Here is an 18,856-nt window from a genome sequence, read left to right on the forward strand (position 1 = left end):
TATTATAGAATAACATATGCTACATCACTTTAAGTAACTCCCTACGCTGGCATTATCCAGATCAGGTTGAGGGTCGATGTTTGCTCACATCCTCTCAGCCAATTGGCTCCCCGGTCCTTAATTCGTTTTCATTGTAGCATGATTTATTTTATTGAACAAACAAAAGCATGTATAATCATTTCATTTAACTTTTGAATTCCCCAATTAACTCTTGTAACTCCTGTGAGAGCCAGCTTAAAGAACTGGCTAATTCAGCAATATCCTGTACAGACATTTCCTGTTCTTTCATGATTTCTTCAACATTACTACTACTATTCGCATACTTATTTGCAATAAGTGATAGTTCATTTACAACACGAACAATATTTTGGCTATTTTGCAATATATTATTTGAATTGCTAGAAACAACTCCAACTTGATTGGTAACAGTTTGTGCTGATTTCGAAATTTTTTCAAAGAAAGCACCACTACTTTCAACAAGTTTCATTCCAGACTCTACTTCTTTTGAGGTTTTTTGCATTAAAACAACAGCTTCTTCCGTTCCTGCTTGTGTTTCTCCTATTAATTTTGCTATATCTTTTGCTGATGCTTCCGTCTGCTCTGCTAATTTACGCACTTCATCAGCAACAACGGCAAATCCCTCTCCAGTTTCCTCAGCACGTGAAGCTTCAATAGTAGCATGTAAAGCTAGCGAATTCGCTTGATTTGAAATACTTGTAATTACAGTTACAATATCACTAATTTCTTTTGATCTTACTTCCAAAGAATAAATGATAGAAGATAAATCTTGTACTGCATTTTGTATTATGTTCATTTGATTCATCGTCTGTTCAATAATACCATTTCCTTTTTCTGAATGATGCTTTGTACCTTCAGACTCTTTCGTCATTTGTTTTGCAATATTAGTTATCTCTTCCATCCTATCTTCCATTTCATATACAATATCTAAATACTTTGGTACTGACGTTTCTTGCAATTGAACGCCAGCCCTTAACTCAACTATAGAACTTACGATTCCTTGGACTGCCATGCTATTTTCTTTCGTACTCACTGACAATTCTTGTGAAGATGAGGAAACCTGTTCTGCTGTCTGCTTCACTTTATCTATAATTCCTTTAAACTTCTCGATGGTATTATTAAAATACGCATTAATAATACCAATATCATCTGGTCTTTCCTCTAATTTAATACTTAAATCACCTTCACCAACTCTGCGTAATCCTTCACGTAAATCCCGCAATGGAGCAAGTGCGTTACGTACGATTAAGAATTGAATAACAGTTGCAATTAAAACAGAAATACAAATAAACATTAAACCTTGTATAATGAATTTTTCCTTTGTAATAGGAACAATAGAAGCATCTACATCGGCTGCAACAATTGCCACAATATTTCCGTCTCCATCTTTAATTGGCTCTAATATCGTTACCCATGATCCTAATAGATCTTCATATACTACTGTCATGTTTGCTTTTTTCGTGCTCATTACCTTATCGTATGCTTTCATCCAAAGATCTGGTTGTTTATAATATTCTCCCGGCCTTACTTCAACAACATTTGCTAAGTCTGTAGACAAGTCGACGATTAGTAACTCACCTTTTTCATTTTTTTTTGCTCCAACAATATACGTTTGTCCAACACTATTCAATTCTTCCGTTGCTTCATCTAATTTCTCTGTTAACTTCTCTCTCTTTTCTCTTTGTGCCACTGGGTCTTTTGTAACATCTCTCACTATTTCTTCGTCTAATTTATGTAATACCGTATCTCCTGTTTCAAAAGAATGCCTTTCAAATATAGACATCATGCTATTTTGAAACATGTTAAAACTTAACGCACCCATAGTACCAACAAGCGTCAAAATAACTAACACAGTTAACAATACATTCTTTTGAAGAAATGATAGCTTGTGCCAATATTTTTTCATTCACATCACCTTTCTTAATTAACTTAATATAAAGGAAAACTATTAAAATAGAAACCTTATCAACAACTGATAAGGTTTCTCATTTGTTTGCAAATAAAAAAAGACCAATGAAAAAGCATTGGTCAAGACCAACCCTATCCGTCCGGTAACTGGCTAGCGTAGCCTTTCGGCCTTAGCTCCTGTAGTTTTGCGTCCTAATGTTTCCATCAGTTTGCCTTTCTCGCTGAACGAGTTGAACGATATGGGAGTTCTATGAGAATTACATTATTCTCTATCAAAGATTACAACATAAAAATTAAAATGTCCACCTATTTAGAGATACAAATGTAAAATTTGGCTGTATTATTTTTTCAAAATAATTTAACAAAGTACGTGAATGTTACATTTCTTGTGTTATATAATAAAAAATGTATATAACACAAGGATTGTTTTGAATATTTATTTTAATTTTCTTTTAAATTAAATTATTCGAATATATCTTAACTAATGAATTTCGGAGGTAGTTTATCATGTTTTGGCTACAATTTCTTACGTTACTACTCTGCATTTTTATTGGCGCACGTCTAGGCGGAGTTGGTCTAGGAGTAATGGGTGGCGTTGGTATGGCAATACTTGTTTTCGTCTTCCACTTACAACCTACAGCTCCTCCTATTGATGTCATGCTTATGATTTTAGCAGTAATTACAGCTGCTGGTGCACTCCAAGCCGCTGGAGGAATGGACTACCTTGTTCATCTGGCCGAGAAAGCATTACGAAAAAATCCAAAACGCATTACATTCTTTGCTCCAATTGTTACTTATCTATTTACACTTTGTGCAGGAACTGGTCACGTTGCTTATTCTGTACTTCCTGTTATCGCAGAAGTCTCTCGCGAATCTGGAATTAGACCGGAACGACCAATGTCAATTGCCGTAATTGCTTCCCAACAAGCAATTACAGCTAGTCCTATATCAGCTGCAACAGTTGCACTTTTAGCAATGTTAGCTGACTATAAAATCACCTTATTAGATATTTTAAAAGTAAGTATCCCTTCTACTTTTATCGCTTGTATGATAGCTGCATTTGTTGCTAGCAAAATGGGGAAAGAATTAAATGAAGACCCTGAATACTTAAAACGATTAAAAGAAGGAATGATTCCTAAGATTGAAGAGAAAAAAGAATTTGTTGATGTAAAAGGCGCTAAATTATCAGTTATCCTTTTCTTAGTAGGAACTTTCCTTGTCGTACTTCTCGGTTCATTTGAAGCACTTCGTCCAGGATGGATAGTTGATGGGAAGTTAGCCCGTCTTTCCATGCCAAACACAATTGAAATGGTTATGTTAACGATCGCAGCTCTTATTATTATTTTCTGTAAACCAAATGTAGAAAGCATCGTGTCTGGTAACGTCTTTAAAGCGGGGGCAACAGCAGTTGTTGCTATTTTCGGTATCGCTTGGATGGGAGATACTTTCTTTAACGGAAACTTAAATATGATTCAAGGATCAATTCAGCATCTAGTAACAAGTGCGCCATGGCTATTTGCCATCGCATTATTCATTCTATCTATTTTACTATATAGCCAAGCCGCAACAGTACGTGCTTTAATGCCTCTTGGATTATCACTCGGTATTCCACCAGCACTACTGATCGCGATGTTCCCTGCAGTAAATGGATATTTCTTCATTCCAAACTACGGAACAATTGTTGCTGCCATTAACTTTGATCGTACTGGTACAACTGGCATTGGTAAATATGTTTTAAATCATAGCTTTATGATTCCAGGCCTAATCGCAACATTCACTTCTATCGGAATTGGAATGCTCTTAATATCAATTATGTTTTAAAGAAAAAGCACAAACCTACAAATTTACAGGGTTTGTGCTTTTTTAATCAAACGTTTGTTTAAATATTTTTAACTGTCCATTCTGTTCTTTACTATTTTTGTGAAGTTCCCTTTTCCTACAAACTCCTACTTACTTCCTCTACTAATTTCTTCGTACTTTCATACGCAGATTCAGCTAAACTAATCGCTGAAATAACTGAAACACCGTCCGCACCTGCTTCTATAACCGAAGCGGTATTTTCAATTGAAATGCCTCCAATTCCGACAATCGGTATTGTAATTCCTTGTTCTCTAAAATGAGCTAAACCTTTCGTTCCTTGCACTGCTTTCGTATCTTTTTTCGTACTCGTTGGAAAAATAGGTCCTACACCTAAATAGTCAGCCCCATTTTCAATTGCCCAGCGTGCTTCTTCAATTGTATGTGTAGATACACCGATAATTTTATCACCCATTTTTTCACGTACAGAGGTAATTCCTTCATCATCTTGCCCTACATGCACACCATCCGCATCTAACTCGAGAGCTAGTTCCACATCATCATTTACGATGAATGGTACACCATACTCCTTACAAATTGCTTGTAATTCTTTTGCGAAACAAATACGTTCTTCTCCTGTTAAAGCCCCTTCTCCCTTTTCACGAAATTGAAAAATTGTTATACCGCCTTCAAGTGCATCTTTCAATATTTGTAGTGGATCCTTCGTACAATTGTTACTTCCCATAATAAAATATACGGATAACAACCTAGACATTTCTGACTTTGAAATACGTGACATTTATTTTCCCTCCTTACTATATAACCTCAATTTTCCCATACTTCTCTATATCACCTGAAGTCGTATTCGCTAACTGATTCAAAAATTCAATTTGAAAACTACCAGGTCCTTTTTCCACTGTCTTAGCGGCTGCCAGTTCTGCCGCTACCCCATAAAACGTTAATGCCGCTACCGCTGCCTTTACATAATCCTTTTCTATCGCTACAAATGCTCCTATTACAGAAGTTAGTAAACAACCAGTTCCCGTAACTTTCGTTAAAATAGGATGGCCATTTCGAATAACAATCGTTCGCTGCCCATCTGTAACAACATCTTCTTTCCCAGTAATTACCGTAACTGTATTCAATTCATCCGCTGCCTGCTTTGCAATACTTACGACATTACCATTTCCAGCACCAGCGTCTACCCCTTTAATTTCCCATCTCTCATTAATAACGTTCGCTATTTCAGCTGCATTTCCGCGAATAATCGCTAATTCAATTTCAGCCGGAATATGTCTCGCAACTTCTGTTCGATACGATGTTGCTCCTGCACCAACTGGATCAAACAGTACTGGTACATTGTTCACATTTGCTGATTTACCGGCAAGTAACATCGCTTCTACTTCTTCCGGACGAAGTGTTCCCATATTTAATACTAACGCTCCAGCAATGCTAGCCATTTCTGCCACTTCTTCTTTTGCATACGCCATTACAGGCGATGCCCCTAATGCTAATAAACCGTTAGCGGTAAAATTTGTTACAACAACATTTGTAATATTATGAACGAGCGGATTAGATTCTCTCACCAAATCCACTACTTTACTAATTTCTTTCGTATTCATCCTTCTCATCTCCTAACTATAGTTATGGGAGATACACAAAAAGGCACTTTGCGCGTACGCAAAGTGCCTGAACATGTGCTTTTACACTCTCCCTACGCTGGCATTATCCAACAGGTTCAAATGGTCAATGACGGACTAGTCATACTCTCAGTTTGTATCCACAAACTCCCATGTGTTTAGTATTCTTCTACTTCAAAGTCTACTCTTATTCTAGTAAAATAACAAGTTCTTTACTTTTCTATTTAATATAGAAGCAACTAATAAAACAATACGCATAATAACTATCTATTTCTCACAGTCTCATCATGGTGCATATTATGTTCTGTCACGATCATTCACTTTCAAACAGATGTTATCCCATTAAAAAACGTTCAAATCTGGAGCGAAACTGAATCTCAAGAAGATGTATGCTATAGTTAACGTATGGAAATTTGAAAGGATGTTTTAAATATGTCAAAAAGCGTTGTAATCGCTGAAAAGCCTTCCGTTGCACGAGATATTGCACGTGTACTGAAGTGCGATAAAAAGGGAAACGGCTACCTTGAAGGTAGTAAATATATTGTGACTTGGGCTTTAGGTCATCTCGTTACATTAGCAGATCCAGAAAGCTACGATGTGAAATATAAAAAGTGGAATTTAGAAGATTTACCGATGTTACCTGAGCGTTTGAAATTAACAGTTATTAAACAAACAGGGAAACAATTTAATGCTGTAAAAAGTCAGCTACTTAGAAAAGATGTACATGAAATTATTGTAGCAACAGACGCTGGGCGTGAAGGAGAATTAGTCGCTCGTTGGATTATTGATAAAGTTCGAATTAACAAACCAATTAAACGTCTATGGATTTCATCTGTTACTGATAAAGCAATTAAAGATGGTTTTGCAAATTTAAAACCAGGTAAGGCATATGACAATTTATACGCTTCAGCAGTTGCACGTTCAGAAGCTGACTGGTATATCGGTCTTAACGCAACTCGAGCTTTAACGACTCGCTTTAATGCCCAACTGAATTGCGGCCGTGTGCAAACACCTACTGTCGCAATGATTGCTAATCGTGAAGATGAAATAAAGAACTTCAAAGCTCAAACTTACTACGGCATCGAGGCTCAAACGACAAATCAGTTAAAACTAACTTGGCAAGATGCAAACGGCAATAGCCGCAGCTTCAATAAAGAAAAAATTGATGGTATTGTAAAAGGTTTAGATAAGCATAATGCTACTGTTTTAGAAATTGATAAAAAACAGAAGAAGTCATTCTCTCCTGGTCTTTACGATTTAACTGAATTGCAACGTGATGCCAATAAAAAGTTCGGTTACTCTGCGAAAGAAACATTGAATATTATGCAGAAATTGTATGAGCAGCATAAAGTGCTAACATACCCTCGTACAGATTCGCGTTACATTTCATCTGATATCGTTGGAACACTTCCAGAACGTCTAAAGGCGTGCGGCGTTGGGGAATATCGTCCTTTAGCACATAAAGTATTACAAAAGCCTATCAAGGCTAATAAGTCATTTGTTGATGATAGTAAAGTAAGCGATCATCACGCAATTATTCCGACAGAAGGATACGTTAATTTCTCTGCCTTCACAGATAAAGAACGTAAAATTTATGATTTAGTTGTCAAACGTTTCTTAGCCGTTTTATTCCCAGCATTCGAATACGAACAACTAACGTTACGCACAAAAGTTGGCAATGAAACGTTCATTGCACGCGGAAAAACAATTTTACATGCCGGCTGGAAAGAAGTATATGAAAATCGCTTTGAAGATGATGATGTAACAGATGACGTAAAAGAGCAGCTTTTACCTCGCATCGAAAAAGGCGATACATTAACTGTAAAGTTAATTATGCAAACATCAGGTCAAACGAAAGCACCTGCACGTTTTAACGAAGCGACTTTACTTTCAGCAATGGAAAATCCTACAAAATATATGGATACGCAAAATAAACAACTTGCTGATACGTTAAAATCAACTGGTGGATTAGGTACTGTAGCAACACGAGCTGATATTATCGACAAGCTATTCAATTCATTCTTAATTGAAAAACGCGGTAAAGATATTCACATTACTTCAAAAGGCCGTCAGTTACTTGATTTAGTACCAGAAGAGTTAAAATCACCTACACTAACTGGTGAGTGGGAACAAAAGCTAGAGGCAATTGCAAAGGGTAAACTGAAAAAAGAAGTATTCATTTCCGAAATGAAGAACTATACGAAAGAAATTGTTTCTGAAATTAAATCGAGTGATAAAAAATATAAACATGACAACATTTCAACGAAGTCTTGTCCAGATTGCGGTAAACCAATGCTAGAGGTAAACGGCAAAAAAGGAAAAATGCTCGTTTGCCAAGACCGTGAATGTGGTCATCGTAAAAATGTATCTCGTACAACAAACGCTCGTTGCCCTCAGTGTAAGAAGAAGTTAGAATTACGTGGTGAAGGTGCAGGGCAAATCTTTGCATGTAAATGTGGCTATCGCGAAAAATTATCCACATTCCAAGAAAGACGTAAAAAAGAATCTGGAAACAAAGCTGATAAACGTGACGTTCAAAAATATATGAAACAACAGAAAAAAGAAGAAGAACCATTAAATAACCCATTTGCAGAAGCATTAAAGAAATTAAAATTTGATTAAACAAAAAGGTTCCTACCTCTATCGGTAGGAACCTTTTATGTTAGTGAATGATTTTACTTCCTTTTGCGTTCTCAACGAATTTTTCGCTCGATTTGTTAATTGGTGTTTTCAGTAATAACGCAGCAACAATCATAACTACTACGAAAGCACTTAATACAAGTAAATCTCGCGTTACAATATCCCACAGCATTCCGCCTACTGTTTCACGAATTGCACTAATTGCATATGTGAACGGTAAGAACGGATAAATTGCTTGGAAGAATTTCGGTGTCATTTGAATTGGGAATGTTCCGCCCGACCCTGCTACTTGTAGTACAAGTAAAATAATCGCCATCGATTTCCCAACGTTTCCGAAAATAGAAACGAGTGAGTACACGATACAAACAAATACTCCACCAATAAATAAACTAAATAATACAAACCAGAACTTATCGACTACGTACGTACCGAGTAAGAATATATCTCCCATCGATACGATAAACGCTTGTGAAAGACCTATCGTTAAGAATGTTAATAAACGTCCGAAGTAAATTTCATGGCTCTTATAATTCGCGCCCTCTTCATGTACTTCTACTGTTAATAATGAAACCATTAATAATGCGCCTACCCATAATGCAAGCACTGTATAGAACGGTGACATTGCTGAACCGTAGTTCGGCATCGCAAATAATTTATTCTCTTTTAAATTTACTGGATTTGCGAAATAGTCACTTTGCTTTTCAACATCATTTTTCAATAAGCGTATGATGTCTTTTAAATCCTCTTCAGATTCAAAATCACGAATTTTATCTGCTAATTCTTTAATCTTTTTCTCAGTAGCTGGCATTTCAGCTTTAATGTCTGTTAATTTCTTTTTACCATCTACTAAGCCTTTCGATGAATCTTCTAGTAATTTTTTAACATCTGGAAGCTTTTTGTCTGCATCATTTAAAATTTGAGTTGTATTTTTCGACATCTCTTTTGTACGAGCAATTGCTGTATTGAAATTAGGTACAATTTCCGAATCATACGTCGATAATACATCTGTTAATTGAGCTGATCCGCCCTTCGCAGCGTTGTTAATACTTTCAATTACATCTTTTGTAGGTTTTTGTCCATTGTTAAGAAGTGTAATTCCCTTATTTGTTGCATCTACACCCTTTTGCAGACTACTTTTTGCTTTATTTAATTTCGCAATTCCATTATTAAGGTTTTTATCACTATTTACATCCGCTAAAACCTTATTTGTACTTTCTAGAACAGGAATCATATCATCAATTAAACCGATTCCAGATTGGAATTGACCATTTAAACTATTTAAAGCTACTTTCGTTGAATCTAAACCGTTAATACCTCTATTTTGTACATCTTCTTTCGCCTTTTGTAAATCTGCTTTTGCGCCTTCAAGGCTATTTTTCGCTTTATCATAATCTGCTTTTGCATTATCATAAATTTGATTTGCATCAGCTTTAGCTTGATCGACTGTGCTAACTGCTTTTTTATAATCTGCTACAAACGTTTCATTATAATCTTTTTCCGCTTGATCAATTAATCCATTTGCTGCATCTAATTTTTGATTCGCTACATCTGTTACATCTTTCTTTACTTCTTGTCCTGTACCGATAACATTTACAATATCTTTAATACCGTTGTTTGCATTTTCCATCTTACCTTTAAGGCTAGTTAAGTTATCCACTCGCCCTTTGAAAAATCTTTGACCAAAATCATTAGTCGCTGAGTTTTGAAGTTCAGTAAAGAAATTAATAAGATATGAAATACCATCTGTACCAGTTTGTAATCGATCTGATACCGCATTTAAATCTTTCTTTGCTTGTTCAGGGTCAAATTGGCCATTTTGTAAGCCATTTAAAACACTTTTCCCATAAGCTGTTCCTGCACGCGATGAACTTAAAACATTATTTACTGTTTGATTAATACTTTGCGCTATACTCTTATAACCATCACTATTCAACTTAGATAGATCCGGTCTGGCTGGGAATTCAGGTAATCCATTCATTCCAGACAAGTCAGGAATATTTAACTCTACACCTGGATTCATTAAAAAGTCAGTAAATGCAGCTGCACTATCCATAACGCCTTTTGCTGCTACTAAATCGTTTCTTATCGTCCCTGGAGCATTTTTTAATGTTTGATCTTGTCTTGCAAAGAACTTATCTAAATTCGCTAATGCTTCCTGTCCATCATTTATGACACTCTCTACAACAGGTAAATCTTTCTGCGCCACTTTCACAATATCCTCTGCTCGAGTCGCATCATCTAACGCCTTATCCATAAGTGTATTCATTTCTGGGAACTGCGCTTCTAACTTAAATACAAGATCTTTTACTTTCTCGATACTTGGTAAGTTTGTTTCTAAATCGATTCCAAGGTCATTGAAGATTTTAAAAATCTCACCATTCGCTGTTTTAACAAAGTTTTTACTAATTTCTTCTGTAATACCTGATGCACCTTTTGCTGTAATTTTCGGTGCAATCGCATTTACCTTTTCATTTACATAGTAATCAAGTTCTGGTTTCTGTGGATTTTCATCCAGAACAGTTGCAATCTTTTCAGAGAAGTCTTTTGGGATTGTAATGCTTGCATAGTAATCCCCGCGTTCCACTCCGTAAATTGCTTGTTTTTCATCTACAAATTTCCAGCCAAGATTTTTGTTTTTCTTCAGAGAATCTACAATCTCGTTCCCGATATTGATATCTTTTCCTCTTAAATTAGAGCCTGCATCTTCGTTAGAAACTGCAATGGGAACTTCTTTTGTATTTCCATATGGATCCCAAGAAGCTTTAATGTTAAACCATGCATATAACGATGGTAAAATCATTAACCCTACAACAATAACAATTGCAGCCCAATGTTTTGCTACATTCCGTAAATCTGTCTTATAAATACGCCAAATTTGTTTCATAGAAGTTATCACCTAATTATATATTTTTCCTTCTTTAGAAAATGATACATACATTTTGCAATTATATCACTTTCTACATCGTGGATTAACCGAAAACGAACTATTTTTTCCCATTAACTTTAACTTACTACATTATATAACGAAGTAAGTCAAAGTATGAATACAAAATGACCAAATCGGTTTTACATTCAATAATAACAAATATATAGGAAATGTCATAAAAAATACAAGTATTTTCTCTTGGAAATACTTGTATTCCTCAAAAAAATCCTCACAGCTTTTTATTATCTGTGAGGATTTCTTCTATTATATATCTACTTGCACTTCTACACCGAAATGATCTGAAATTATATTTCGGTTTGTACCATTAAAAATAACTTTTGAAGAACGAACTTTTTCACTTCGGTTACACAATATTAGATCGATTCGTAGATTATGTTTATTTTCATCCCAACCAGCAATTTCCCCTTGGACAGTTGTTCCTTCATCCTTCTCTATTGCCAGTTCATATGTGTCATGCAAACCTTTTTGCATCATATATTCATAACCCTCCCCTTGCAAACGAGCGTTATTATTAAAATCACCCATTAAGAAGGAAAGTTCATTACTATCTACATGCTCCATCAAACGATTCACTTGACCTTTAAATGATTCTTCTTCATCATTCCACCAACCGAGGTGGCAAGAGTAAAACGTGATGTTCTTCCCATTGTAAGCAATTGTTGCACTTACAATTTTGCGTGTTTTCCAATACGCTGTATCCTTATTTTCTGAAATAAAGAACGTATCTTCTTTTACAACATTATGCTTCGTTATAATCGCTAATCCTTCTTCATACACATCATAACCAATATGAGAGAAATCCCAAGTAATATTGTAATCTTTTACATGTAACGCTTTTAACTCTTCTAATAGTAAAAGTCCAAAATTATCTTCTTTCTTGTTACCGCATACATTTTTAGCTCCTATCGACTGACTTACTTCTTGCAATGCGATAACATCGTACTCTTCTTCTTGAATGACTTTAGCAAGATATTTTATCTTTTCTATTTGATTTTCTTCTTGCCAAGAGTGACAGTTTAAAGTTAGCAATTTCATATTATTACGCACCTAACATATCTTGAATGTCTGACTTTAATACGTCAGCTTTCGGGCCATATACCGCTTGTACACCTTTATCTTTTACGATCAGTCCTAAAGCACCATTTTGTTTCCACTGCGCTTCTGGTGCAACAACATCTAAATCTTTTACTGTTACACGTAAACGTGTCATACAAGCATCTACGTCAGCAATATTTTCTTTTCCACCTAATAGATCAATAACTTTTGTTGCTAATGAACCATCTTGTACATTTCCTGTTCCTTCTGATGCCTCATCCTCGTTATCAATATAGTTACCTGCACGTCCTGGTGTTGGTAAGTTGAACTTTTTAATTAAGAAATTGAATAATGTAAAGTTCAGACCGAAGAATACTAATGAAACGATAACGAAATTGATTAAATCTCTAGTTAGTCCTGCGTTAACCATCATCGGTGTACGAGTAATTAACTCAATAAATCCGAATGCGTGAACACGTAAGTTAATTAAATCTGCTAATGCGAATGCAAGTCCTGTTGTAATTGCATATACAACATATAATACTGGAGCAATAAACATGAACATGAATTCAATTGGTTCTGTTACACCTGTTAAAAATACTGCTAATGCTGCTGATAAGAACATTGGTTTATATTTTGAACGTTTTTCTTTATCAACATTACGGAACATCGCGAAAGCAATACCCATTAATGCTGCTGTTGAACCGATAACTTGTCCAGCTTTGAAACGAGCTGGTACAACATTATTTAATAAATCGTTATATGCTTTTGTATCTCCATTTGCTAATAAGTTATTTAAATCTGTAATCCATGCAAGCCATAAAGGATCTTGTCCTGCTACAACTTGTCCAACTTTTGAGCCAGTTAACATCGTATATGTTCCACCTAGCTCTGTATAGTTCATCGGAATTGTTAACATATGGTGTAAACCGAATGGTAATAGTAAACGCTCTAACGTTCCATATACAAATGGTGCAACAATTGGTGCACTATCTTTTGAAGCTGCAATCCAGCGACCAAATTCATTTAATCCACTTTGGATGAATGGCCATAAAAGTGATAATACAATTGCAGTTACTGTAGACCAAACAATTACAACGAATGGTACGAATCGTTTTCCGTTAAAGAATGCTAATGCCTGTGGCAGTTTGTTATAGTTATAATATTTGTTATATAAAGTAGCTCCTAAGAAACCTGTGATAATCCCTACGAAAACCCCCATGTTTAATGCTGGTGCACCAAGTACAGAAGTAAAGTAATCTTTTACAATTAAGTCCCCTGCTAATACTGAAGAAACTTTCGCTTTTGAATCCGCTAACATTTCAGCGTTTACGCCAAATATAGCTCCTGTAATTCTGTTTGTTAAGACGAATGCTAATAGCGCTGCAAATGCACCACCTGCGCGATCTTTCGCCCAAGATCCCCCAATTGCTACTGCGAATAAGATGTGTAGATTAGTAATAATTGCCCAACCGATGTCTTCCATTACGCGAGCGATTGTATGAACTGCGTTAATATCCCCAGCAGACATTCCAATTAACTTACCGATAGAAATCATTAAACCAGCTGCTGGCATTACAGCTACAACAACTAATAACGCTTTCCCGAACTTTTGCCAAAAATCAAAAGACGTAATTTTCATCTGTTCTTCCTCCCCTTTATTTATAACAACATAATGATTTAAATTATAATTTCTGTTTCTGTTATGAAAACGATTCCTCATATTACTTCATTTTTATCTTTACGCAACCGTTTTCATAAATCTATTTTAATAAAAGCGTTTTCACTTTGCAATAGAAATTTATTATTTTTCATAAAAAAAGATGCTCTAAGAGCATCCTTTTTTATTATGAAATGCGATAAACCCTTGTTTCATAAGGCTTTAACGTGATTGTAGTTACTTGTTCATGTTCCGCAACTTCATAGTTATTTAAAAGCAAACGTTTGCGTTCTAGTGCAAATGAACCCTCATTATATACAGCTTCCTCTTTTGAGATATTACTAATTACAATAATCTTTTCATCATTTAATGTACGAGTATATGCATAAATTTGCGGATCATCTTCTAAAAGTAAATCGTACGTACCGTAATTGAGTACATCGTGCTCTTTTTTCAAGGCAATCATTTTCTTATAGAAATTGAAAATAGAGTTCTCTTCATTCTTTTGCTTTTCAACATTAATTTCTTTGTAGTTTTGATTCATACTAAACCAAGGTGCACCTGTTGTGAAGCCAGCATTCATCTCATCGTTCCACTGCATAGGTGTACGTGAATTATCACGGCAAGAAGCCCATATAATTTCCATCATATCTTGATGTGATACGCCCTCTGCAATTTTCTCACGATATAAATTTTTAGTTGCAACATCATCGTAATCTTCAACATTTGGTAATTGGACATTTGTCATCCCAATTTCTTGTCCCTGATAAATAAACGGTGTACCGTGCATAAAGAAATACATTGCTCCTAGAGCCGTTGCACTTTCACGCCAATATTGTTTATCATCTCCCCAAGTTGAAACGATACGCGGCTTATCGTGATTCTCAATATATAAAGCATTCCATCCTTTATTTTCTAACCCTTTTTGCCATTTCGTTAATACCTTTTTCAGCCCTACAACATCAAGATCTTTCTTCTTTTCTGCATCCCATAAACTTAAATGTTCGAATTGGAATACCATATTGAACTTACCTTGCTCTTCTCCAACCCAAAGCTCAGCATCTTCAATCTTAACGCCATTCGCTTCACCAACAGTCATAATATCGTACTTAGAAAACGTATTTTCTTTTAATTCTTCTAATAAAGGTTGAATACCATCCACATTCATATGTTTATCAAAAGATGGAACATACTTTAGTCCTTTTGGATTTGGCATATCTTTAAAGCCGTCTTCTTTTTTAATATGGCTGATTGCATCTACTCGGAAACCATCAATTCCTTTATCAAGCCACCAATTAACTGTATCGTATAGCACTTCTCGAACTTCTTTATTCTCCCAGTTTAAATCTGGTTGTTTACGCGAGAATAAGTGTAAATAATATTGTCCTGTTACTTCATCATACTCCCATGCCGAACCATTAAAAATACTTTCCCAGTTGTTTGGTTCTGCACCATCTTTACCATCATGCCAAATATACCAATCACGCTTCGGATTGTCTTTAGATGAACGAGACTCAATAAACCATGGATGTTCATCACTTGTATGATTAATAACTAAATCAATAATAAGCTTCATATCACGTTTATGAACTTCATCTAGTAAAGCATCAAAGTCTTCCATCGTCCCAAACTCATCCATAATATCTTGATAATCACTAATGTCATAACCATTATCATCATTAGGTGACTTATACATTGGACAAATCCAAATTACATCTATTCCTAAATCTTTTAAATAATCCAGTTTCGCAATAATACCTTGTAAATCTCCAATACCATCGCCATTTGAATCCATAAAGCTACGTGGATAAATTTGATAAGCAACCGCTTCTTTCCACCATGTCTTATTCATAGTCATTCTCTCCTTTTGCATCCCATCGGAATTTTATGCAAACGTTTTCGTAACACTATCATAACAAAATATGAATAGTTTGCAACTGTTTTCATTGAACTCTATGTAGTTTCTTGATTCTTATGCTTTATTTATTTCTCACAAAGGCAAATCTCATTCTTCTCATCTCCTTGTCCACGCACGTTACATATACTTTTCATATATTAATAAAAAGCCCCGCTTATTTTAGAAAGGAGTGATAAATTGAAACAAACAAAATTAACAGGTCGTATCGTTGTTCCTTCAGACCCTGACTATGACGTAGCCCGAATGAACTTAAATTTAAGTATTCCAAAACTCCCTTGTATTATTGTGTTTTGTCAAAATAAAAATGATGTGTGTAACGCCTTAAAATGGGCACGCGAGCGTCATGTACCATTTCGCTTAAGAAGCGGACGTCATAGCTATGAAAATTTTTCTCTTTTAAATAGAGGACTTATTATTGACGTGAGTGAAATGCATCGTATTACTGTTCATACAGATAAATTAACAGCAACAATTGAAGCTGGTGCAAACCTTGACACTGTTTATAAAGAGCTTTGGAATTATGGTGTGACAATACCGGCTGGTACAAGCGCAAGCGTTGGAATTGTTGGATTAGCACTTGGCGGTGGCATCGGTATGCTTTCACGCTTATTTGGATTAACATGTGATCAATTAATAGAAGTTGAAATGGTACAAGCATGTGGTAAATTTGGAGCAAAAATCATTCGTGCAAGCGAACATGAAAACCATAACTTGTTTTGGGCATGCCGCGGTGGCGGTGGTGGAAACTTCGGAATTATTACTTCTTTGACTTTTCGCGTACACCCTATAAAAAATGTATTAATCTTCTCCATTACATGGGAATGGGAAGATTTTATTGCTGCCTTTCAAGCTTGGCAAAACTGGGCGCCTTATGTAGACGAACGTCTTACTTCATCAATTGAATTATTCACAAAACAACAAAACAAAATTGAAGCACAAGGTGAGTTTGTTGGCTCTCCCTCTGAACTCCATTCCTTATTATCTCCTCTTCTTGAAACTGGTACCCCCTCTCTCTTTATAGATGAAGTTCCTTATATAAAGGCTGTTGAATTTTTTAACAGTGGTAACATCCCTGAAAACTTCAAGCGCTCCGGTTCCTACGTATATAAACCTATTCCTCTTAAAGGAATTCAAATCATGCAGTATTTTCTTTCAAATGCACCAAATAAAGATGCGAGTATTTGGCACCAATCGCTCGTAGGTGCTGTTAAAAATATTCCGCCTACTGAAACAGCTTATTTCCATCGCAAAGCAATTATTGCGCAAGAATACATTACCTCTTGGAAATGTGATGATGAAGAAAATCGAAATATACGCTGGGTTAAAGATTTACGAGAAAGCTTAGATCCTTATACACTAGGTGACTATGTCAATTGGCCCGATATCGACATTAAAAATTGGCAAACTAGTTATTATGGCCCTAACTTTCAAAGATTACGTAAAGTGAAAACCATATATGATCCTTGCAATGTTTTTCGTTTTCAACAAAGTATTCCACCCTTTCATACGTAAAAAAAGGTAGAAAATAAAAAATCATCCAATATGCCGTTACCCTGCAGCATGTTGGATGATTCAAGTTGATTTTCTATATCGTTTCAAATTATTGCCCCTACTCATAAACTTTCAATTACAGATTAATTGTATTTCGCATCATTTTCATGCAATAAATGTAATTTAATATTTGGTACTTTATCTTTTTCAACACCGCTATTATAAGCAACAGGAATTTGAAATTCAAATTGCTTTGTCTCATGTTTTTGTAAATAGACTGGTTTCGGTACTAGATAACTTTTTGAATTCTCGTTTACATTATCATATAAAACAACTTTTAATGCTTGTGAATGATTACGATAATTTTTTAAAGTAACAATACACTTTCGTTCGATATCCTCTCCATTTTTCTCCATTCTACACTGGCTATCTTCTTTTTTATATTCTATTGCTTCTACCCCTGTTTTTCCTGCGTAGTACCATGTTTTATTTAATGTCTGGAGGATGTTATTTAAAATAAACGGCATCATTACAATCAAAATACTAATGCCTACTACTTTTATCTTATTCATTTTTCTAAATGTACTAGACTCCTTTTTTCCTAGCCATTTTAAAAATAATATAAATGCAATTACATGTAGTATGAAAGAAACAATCAATATATTTGAGACTTTATAATCCATATAAACATACGTATGTATCGGAACCTTATAGACATTGAATAGTTTTTCCCCAATTAATTCATTATCATTTGGAATTTTTAATAATAACAAAACCCCTATACTGTAACAAATAGCTACTAATCGATCATACTCAATACGAAGCATTCTTTCTCCCCTTCACTTTGTTTTTTATTATCGATTTTAGCTATTATTACCATACTATACTATCTTTTCATAGAGGAAAACGTAAAAAATTTACTTATAAATATATAAATAACCTTATTAATATACAGTATGAATTAAAAATCAATATGCAATTTTCACATAGAGATTTCCTCAAAATATGTTGGATTATGTATTGTAATTTTTTTATCTAAAATTGTAACAATACTATCATTTTTTAATTGTTTTAATACGCTACTAACCGTCTCTCGAGACGTACCAGATATTTTCGATATTTCAATGGTTGTAAGTGGGCAGGAAATTACAATCGTTTCGCCACTCTGTTCTCCTAAATCCTGCATTAAATAATTTAATGTTTGAATGACCCGATCTTGTGCATTAGGAATTGTAATATTTTGTACTCGATTTTCGTTTAGCTTTAATATCGATGATAATTGCTGAACAACATACATTAATTGTGTCCTACTAGATTTCACCATATCTTCGAAAATTACTGTCGGAATATAATAGACCTCTACATCTGTCATCGCTTCTGCCGTATAGTTATATCCTCTGTCTGTAAACATACCGCCATAAGGAAAAATAGAATACCTCTTTACATAGTCATCATATAATAAATTCCCACTTTGATTTACCCGCTCTAACTTTACAAATCCATCTAACATGAAGTAAATTCTTTCTCTTGAATCCCCTTCTAAAAATAAAAATTGACCCTTTTTATAAGTTCGCCAATAGACAAACTCCGTCAAACCTTTCAATTTCTTTTCTGTTAAATGAGCAAATAATTCGAACTGCTTTAAATCCTTAACTACGTTCCGTCTATTCATAAAATTCCCTCTCTCTTGCTGTATGTTGGAGCGAAAAATCAAGAAAGCGTATTCAATTTGAATTTTATCATAACTAACTTATATATTCAGATTTCATCATGAAAACTTTATGAACAATACGTATAAAAAA

The 18,856-nt window shown here is 34.9% G+C and carries 12 protein-coding genes and 3 riboswitches; of the genes, 3 read left to right on the top strand and 9 right to left on the bottom strand.

Translation table 11 applies throughout. The annotated features are described in order from the left end of the window. Nucleotides 1-21 precede the first annotated feature (21 nt). Nucleotides 22-123, bottom strand: a riboswitch (TPP riboswitch). A 61-nt stretch (nt 124-184) separates the two neighbouring features. Next, complete coding sequence (locus tag BAQ46_RS24925; RefSeq protein ID WP_071742992.1) at nt 185-1,924, bottom strand: methyl-accepting chemotaxis protein; 1,740 nt, start codon at nt 1,922-1,924, stop codon at nt 185-187. A 141-nt stretch (nt 1,925-2,065) separates the two neighbouring features. Beyond that, nucleotides 2,066-2,150: riboswitch (cyclic di-GMP riboswitch) on the bottom strand. Nucleotides 2,151-2,433: 283 nt separating this feature from the next. Between BAQ46_RS24925 and BAQ46_RS24930 the strand changes: the two genes are divergently transcribed. Continuing rightward, complete coding sequence (locus tag BAQ46_RS24930; protein WP_048557293.1) at nt 2,434-3,747, top strand: anaerobic C4-dicarboxylate transporter family protein; 1,314 nt, start codon at nt 2,434-2,436, stop codon at nt 3,745-3,747. A 115-nt stretch (nt 3,748-3,862) separates the two neighbouring features. Here the strand turns inward: BAQ46_RS24930 and thiE are convergent, their stop codons facing one another. Beyond that, complete coding sequence (gene thiE, locus BAQ46_RS24935) at nt 3,863-4,522, bottom strand: thiamine phosphate synthase (RefSeq protein WP_000086993.1); 660 nt, start codon at nt 4,520-4,522, stop codon at nt 3,863-3,865. A gap of 16 nt (nt 4,523-4,538) precedes the next feature. Further along, nucleotides 4,539-5,345 carry a hydroxyethylthiazole kinase gene (gene thiM, locus BAQ46_RS24940; RefSeq protein WP_071742994.1) on the bottom strand — a complete coding sequence of 269 codons (807 nt, stop codon included), beginning with the start codon at nt 5,343-5,345 and terminating at the stop codon, nt 4,539-4,541. A 72-nt stretch (nt 5,346-5,417) separates the two neighbouring features. Then, nucleotides 5,418-5,527, bottom strand: a riboswitch (TPP riboswitch). 268 nt (nt 5,528-5,795) lie between these two features. Here thiM and topB point away from each other — a divergent pair. After that, a complete protein-coding gene (gene topB, locus BAQ46_RS24945) occupies nt 5,796-7,985 on the top strand; it encodes a DNA topoisomerase III (protein WP_000047284.1) in 2,190 nt (729 codons plus the stop codon). A 40-nt stretch (nt 7,986-8,025) separates the two neighbouring features. Here topB and BAQ46_RS24950 read toward each other — a convergent pair whose 3' ends face one another. The 4 genes from BAQ46_RS24950 to BAQ46_RS24965 all read right to left on the bottom strand — a co-directional run bounded on the left by BAQ46_RS24950 (nt 8,026) and on the right by BAQ46_RS24965 (nt 15,497). After that, nucleotides 8,026-10,887 (bottom strand): YhgE/Pip domain-containing protein, encoded by a 2,862-nt coding sequence (locus BAQ46_RS24950; RefSeq protein WP_071742996.1) that lies wholly within the window; start codon nt 10,885-10,887, stop codon nt 8,026-8,028. Nucleotides 10,888-11,193: 306 nt separating this feature from the next. After that, entirely contained in the window at nt 11,194-11,985 is a 792-nt protein-coding gene (locus tag BAQ46_RS24955; RefSeq protein ID WP_000771960.1) for an endonuclease/exonuclease/phosphatase family protein, read from the bottom strand. A gap of 4 nt (nt 11,986-11,989) precedes the next feature. Further along, nucleotides 11,990-13,627 carry a PTS transporter subunit IIBC gene (locus BAQ46_RS24960; RefSeq protein WP_029437299.1) on the bottom strand — a complete coding sequence of 546 codons (1,638 nt, stop codon included), beginning with the start codon at nt 13,625-13,627 and terminating at the stop codon, nt 11,990-11,992. A 205-nt stretch (nt 13,628-13,832) separates the two neighbouring features. Next, complete coding sequence (locus BAQ46_RS24965; RefSeq protein ID WP_071742998.1) at nt 13,833-15,497, bottom strand: glycoside hydrolase family 13 protein; 1,665 nt, start codon at nt 15,495-15,497, stop codon at nt 13,833-13,835. 243 nt (nt 15,498-15,740) lie between these two features. Between BAQ46_RS24965 and BAQ46_RS24970 the strand changes: the two genes are divergently transcribed. Beyond that, complete coding sequence (locus BAQ46_RS24970; protein ID WP_071743000.1) at nt 15,741-17,075, top strand: FAD-binding oxidoreductase; 1,335 nt, start codon at nt 15,741-15,743, stop codon at nt 17,073-17,075. 122 nt (nt 17,076-17,197) lie between these two features. Here the strand turns inward: BAQ46_RS24970 and BAQ46_RS24975 are convergent, their stop codons facing one another. Next, nucleotides 17,198-17,881: an ABC transporter permease gene (locus BAQ46_RS24975; RefSeq protein WP_071743002.1), complete on the bottom strand. Its 684-nt coding sequence runs from the start codon at nt 17,879-17,881 to the stop codon at nt 17,198-17,200. Between the two features lie 155 nt (nt 17,882-18,036). Continuing rightward, nucleotides 18,037-18,726, bottom strand: a complete 690-nt coding sequence (locus BAQ46_RS24980; RefSeq protein WP_001081912.1) for a Crp/Fnr family transcriptional regulator — start codon at nt 18,724-18,726, stop codon at nt 18,037-18,039. Nucleotides 18,727-18,856: the final 130 nt, after the last annotated feature.

The organism is Bacillus paranthracis, from assembly GCF_001883995.1.
GTDB lineage: Bacteria > Bacillota > Bacilli > Bacillales > Bacillaceae_G > Bacillus_A > Bacillus_A paranthracis.

Excerpts from the sequence above, each read along its gene's own strand:
- BAQ46_RS24965 (WP_071742998.1), bottom strand. The coding sequence starts at position 15,497 with ATGAATAAGACATGGTGGAAAGAAGCGGTTGCTTATCAAATTTATCCA.
- BAQ46_RS24930 (WP_048557293.1), top strand. The coding sequence starts at position 2,434 with ATGTTTTGGCTACAATTTCTTACGTTACTACTCTGCATTTTTATTGGC.
- topB (WP_000047284.1), top strand. The coding sequence starts at position 5,796 with ATGTCAAAAAGCGTTGTAATCGCTGAAAAGCCTTCCGTTGCACGAGAT.
- BAQ46_RS24925 (WP_071742992.1), bottom strand. The coding sequence starts at position 1,924 with ATGAAAAAATATTGGCACAAGCTATCATTTCTTCAAAAGAATGTATTG.
- BAQ46_RS24975 (WP_071743002.1), bottom strand. The coding sequence starts at position 17,881 with ATGCTTCGTATTGAGTATGATCGATTAGTAGCTATTTGTTACAGTATA.
- BAQ46_RS24955 (WP_000771960.1), bottom strand. The coding sequence starts at position 11,985 with ATGAAATTGCTAACTTTAAACTGTCACTCTTGGCAAGAAGAAAATCAA.
- BAQ46_RS24960 (WP_029437299.1), bottom strand. The coding sequence starts at position 13,627 with ATGAAAATTACGTCTTTTGATTTTTGGCAAAAGTTCGGGAAAGCGTTA.
- thiE (WP_000086993.1), bottom strand. The coding sequence starts at position 4,522 with ATGTCACGTATTTCAAAGTCAGAAATGTCTAGGTTGTTATCCGTATAT.
- thiM (WP_071742994.1), bottom strand. The coding sequence starts at position 5,345 with ATGAATACGAAAGAAATTAGTAAAGTAGTGGATTTGGTGAGAGAATCT.
- BAQ46_RS24980 (WP_001081912.1), bottom strand. The coding sequence starts at position 18,726 with ATGAATAGACGGAACGTAGTTAAGGATTTAAAGCAGTTCGAATTATTT.
- BAQ46_RS24950 (WP_071742996.1), bottom strand. The coding sequence starts at position 10,887 with ATGAAACAAATTTGGCGTATTTATAAGACAGATTTACGGAATGTAGCA.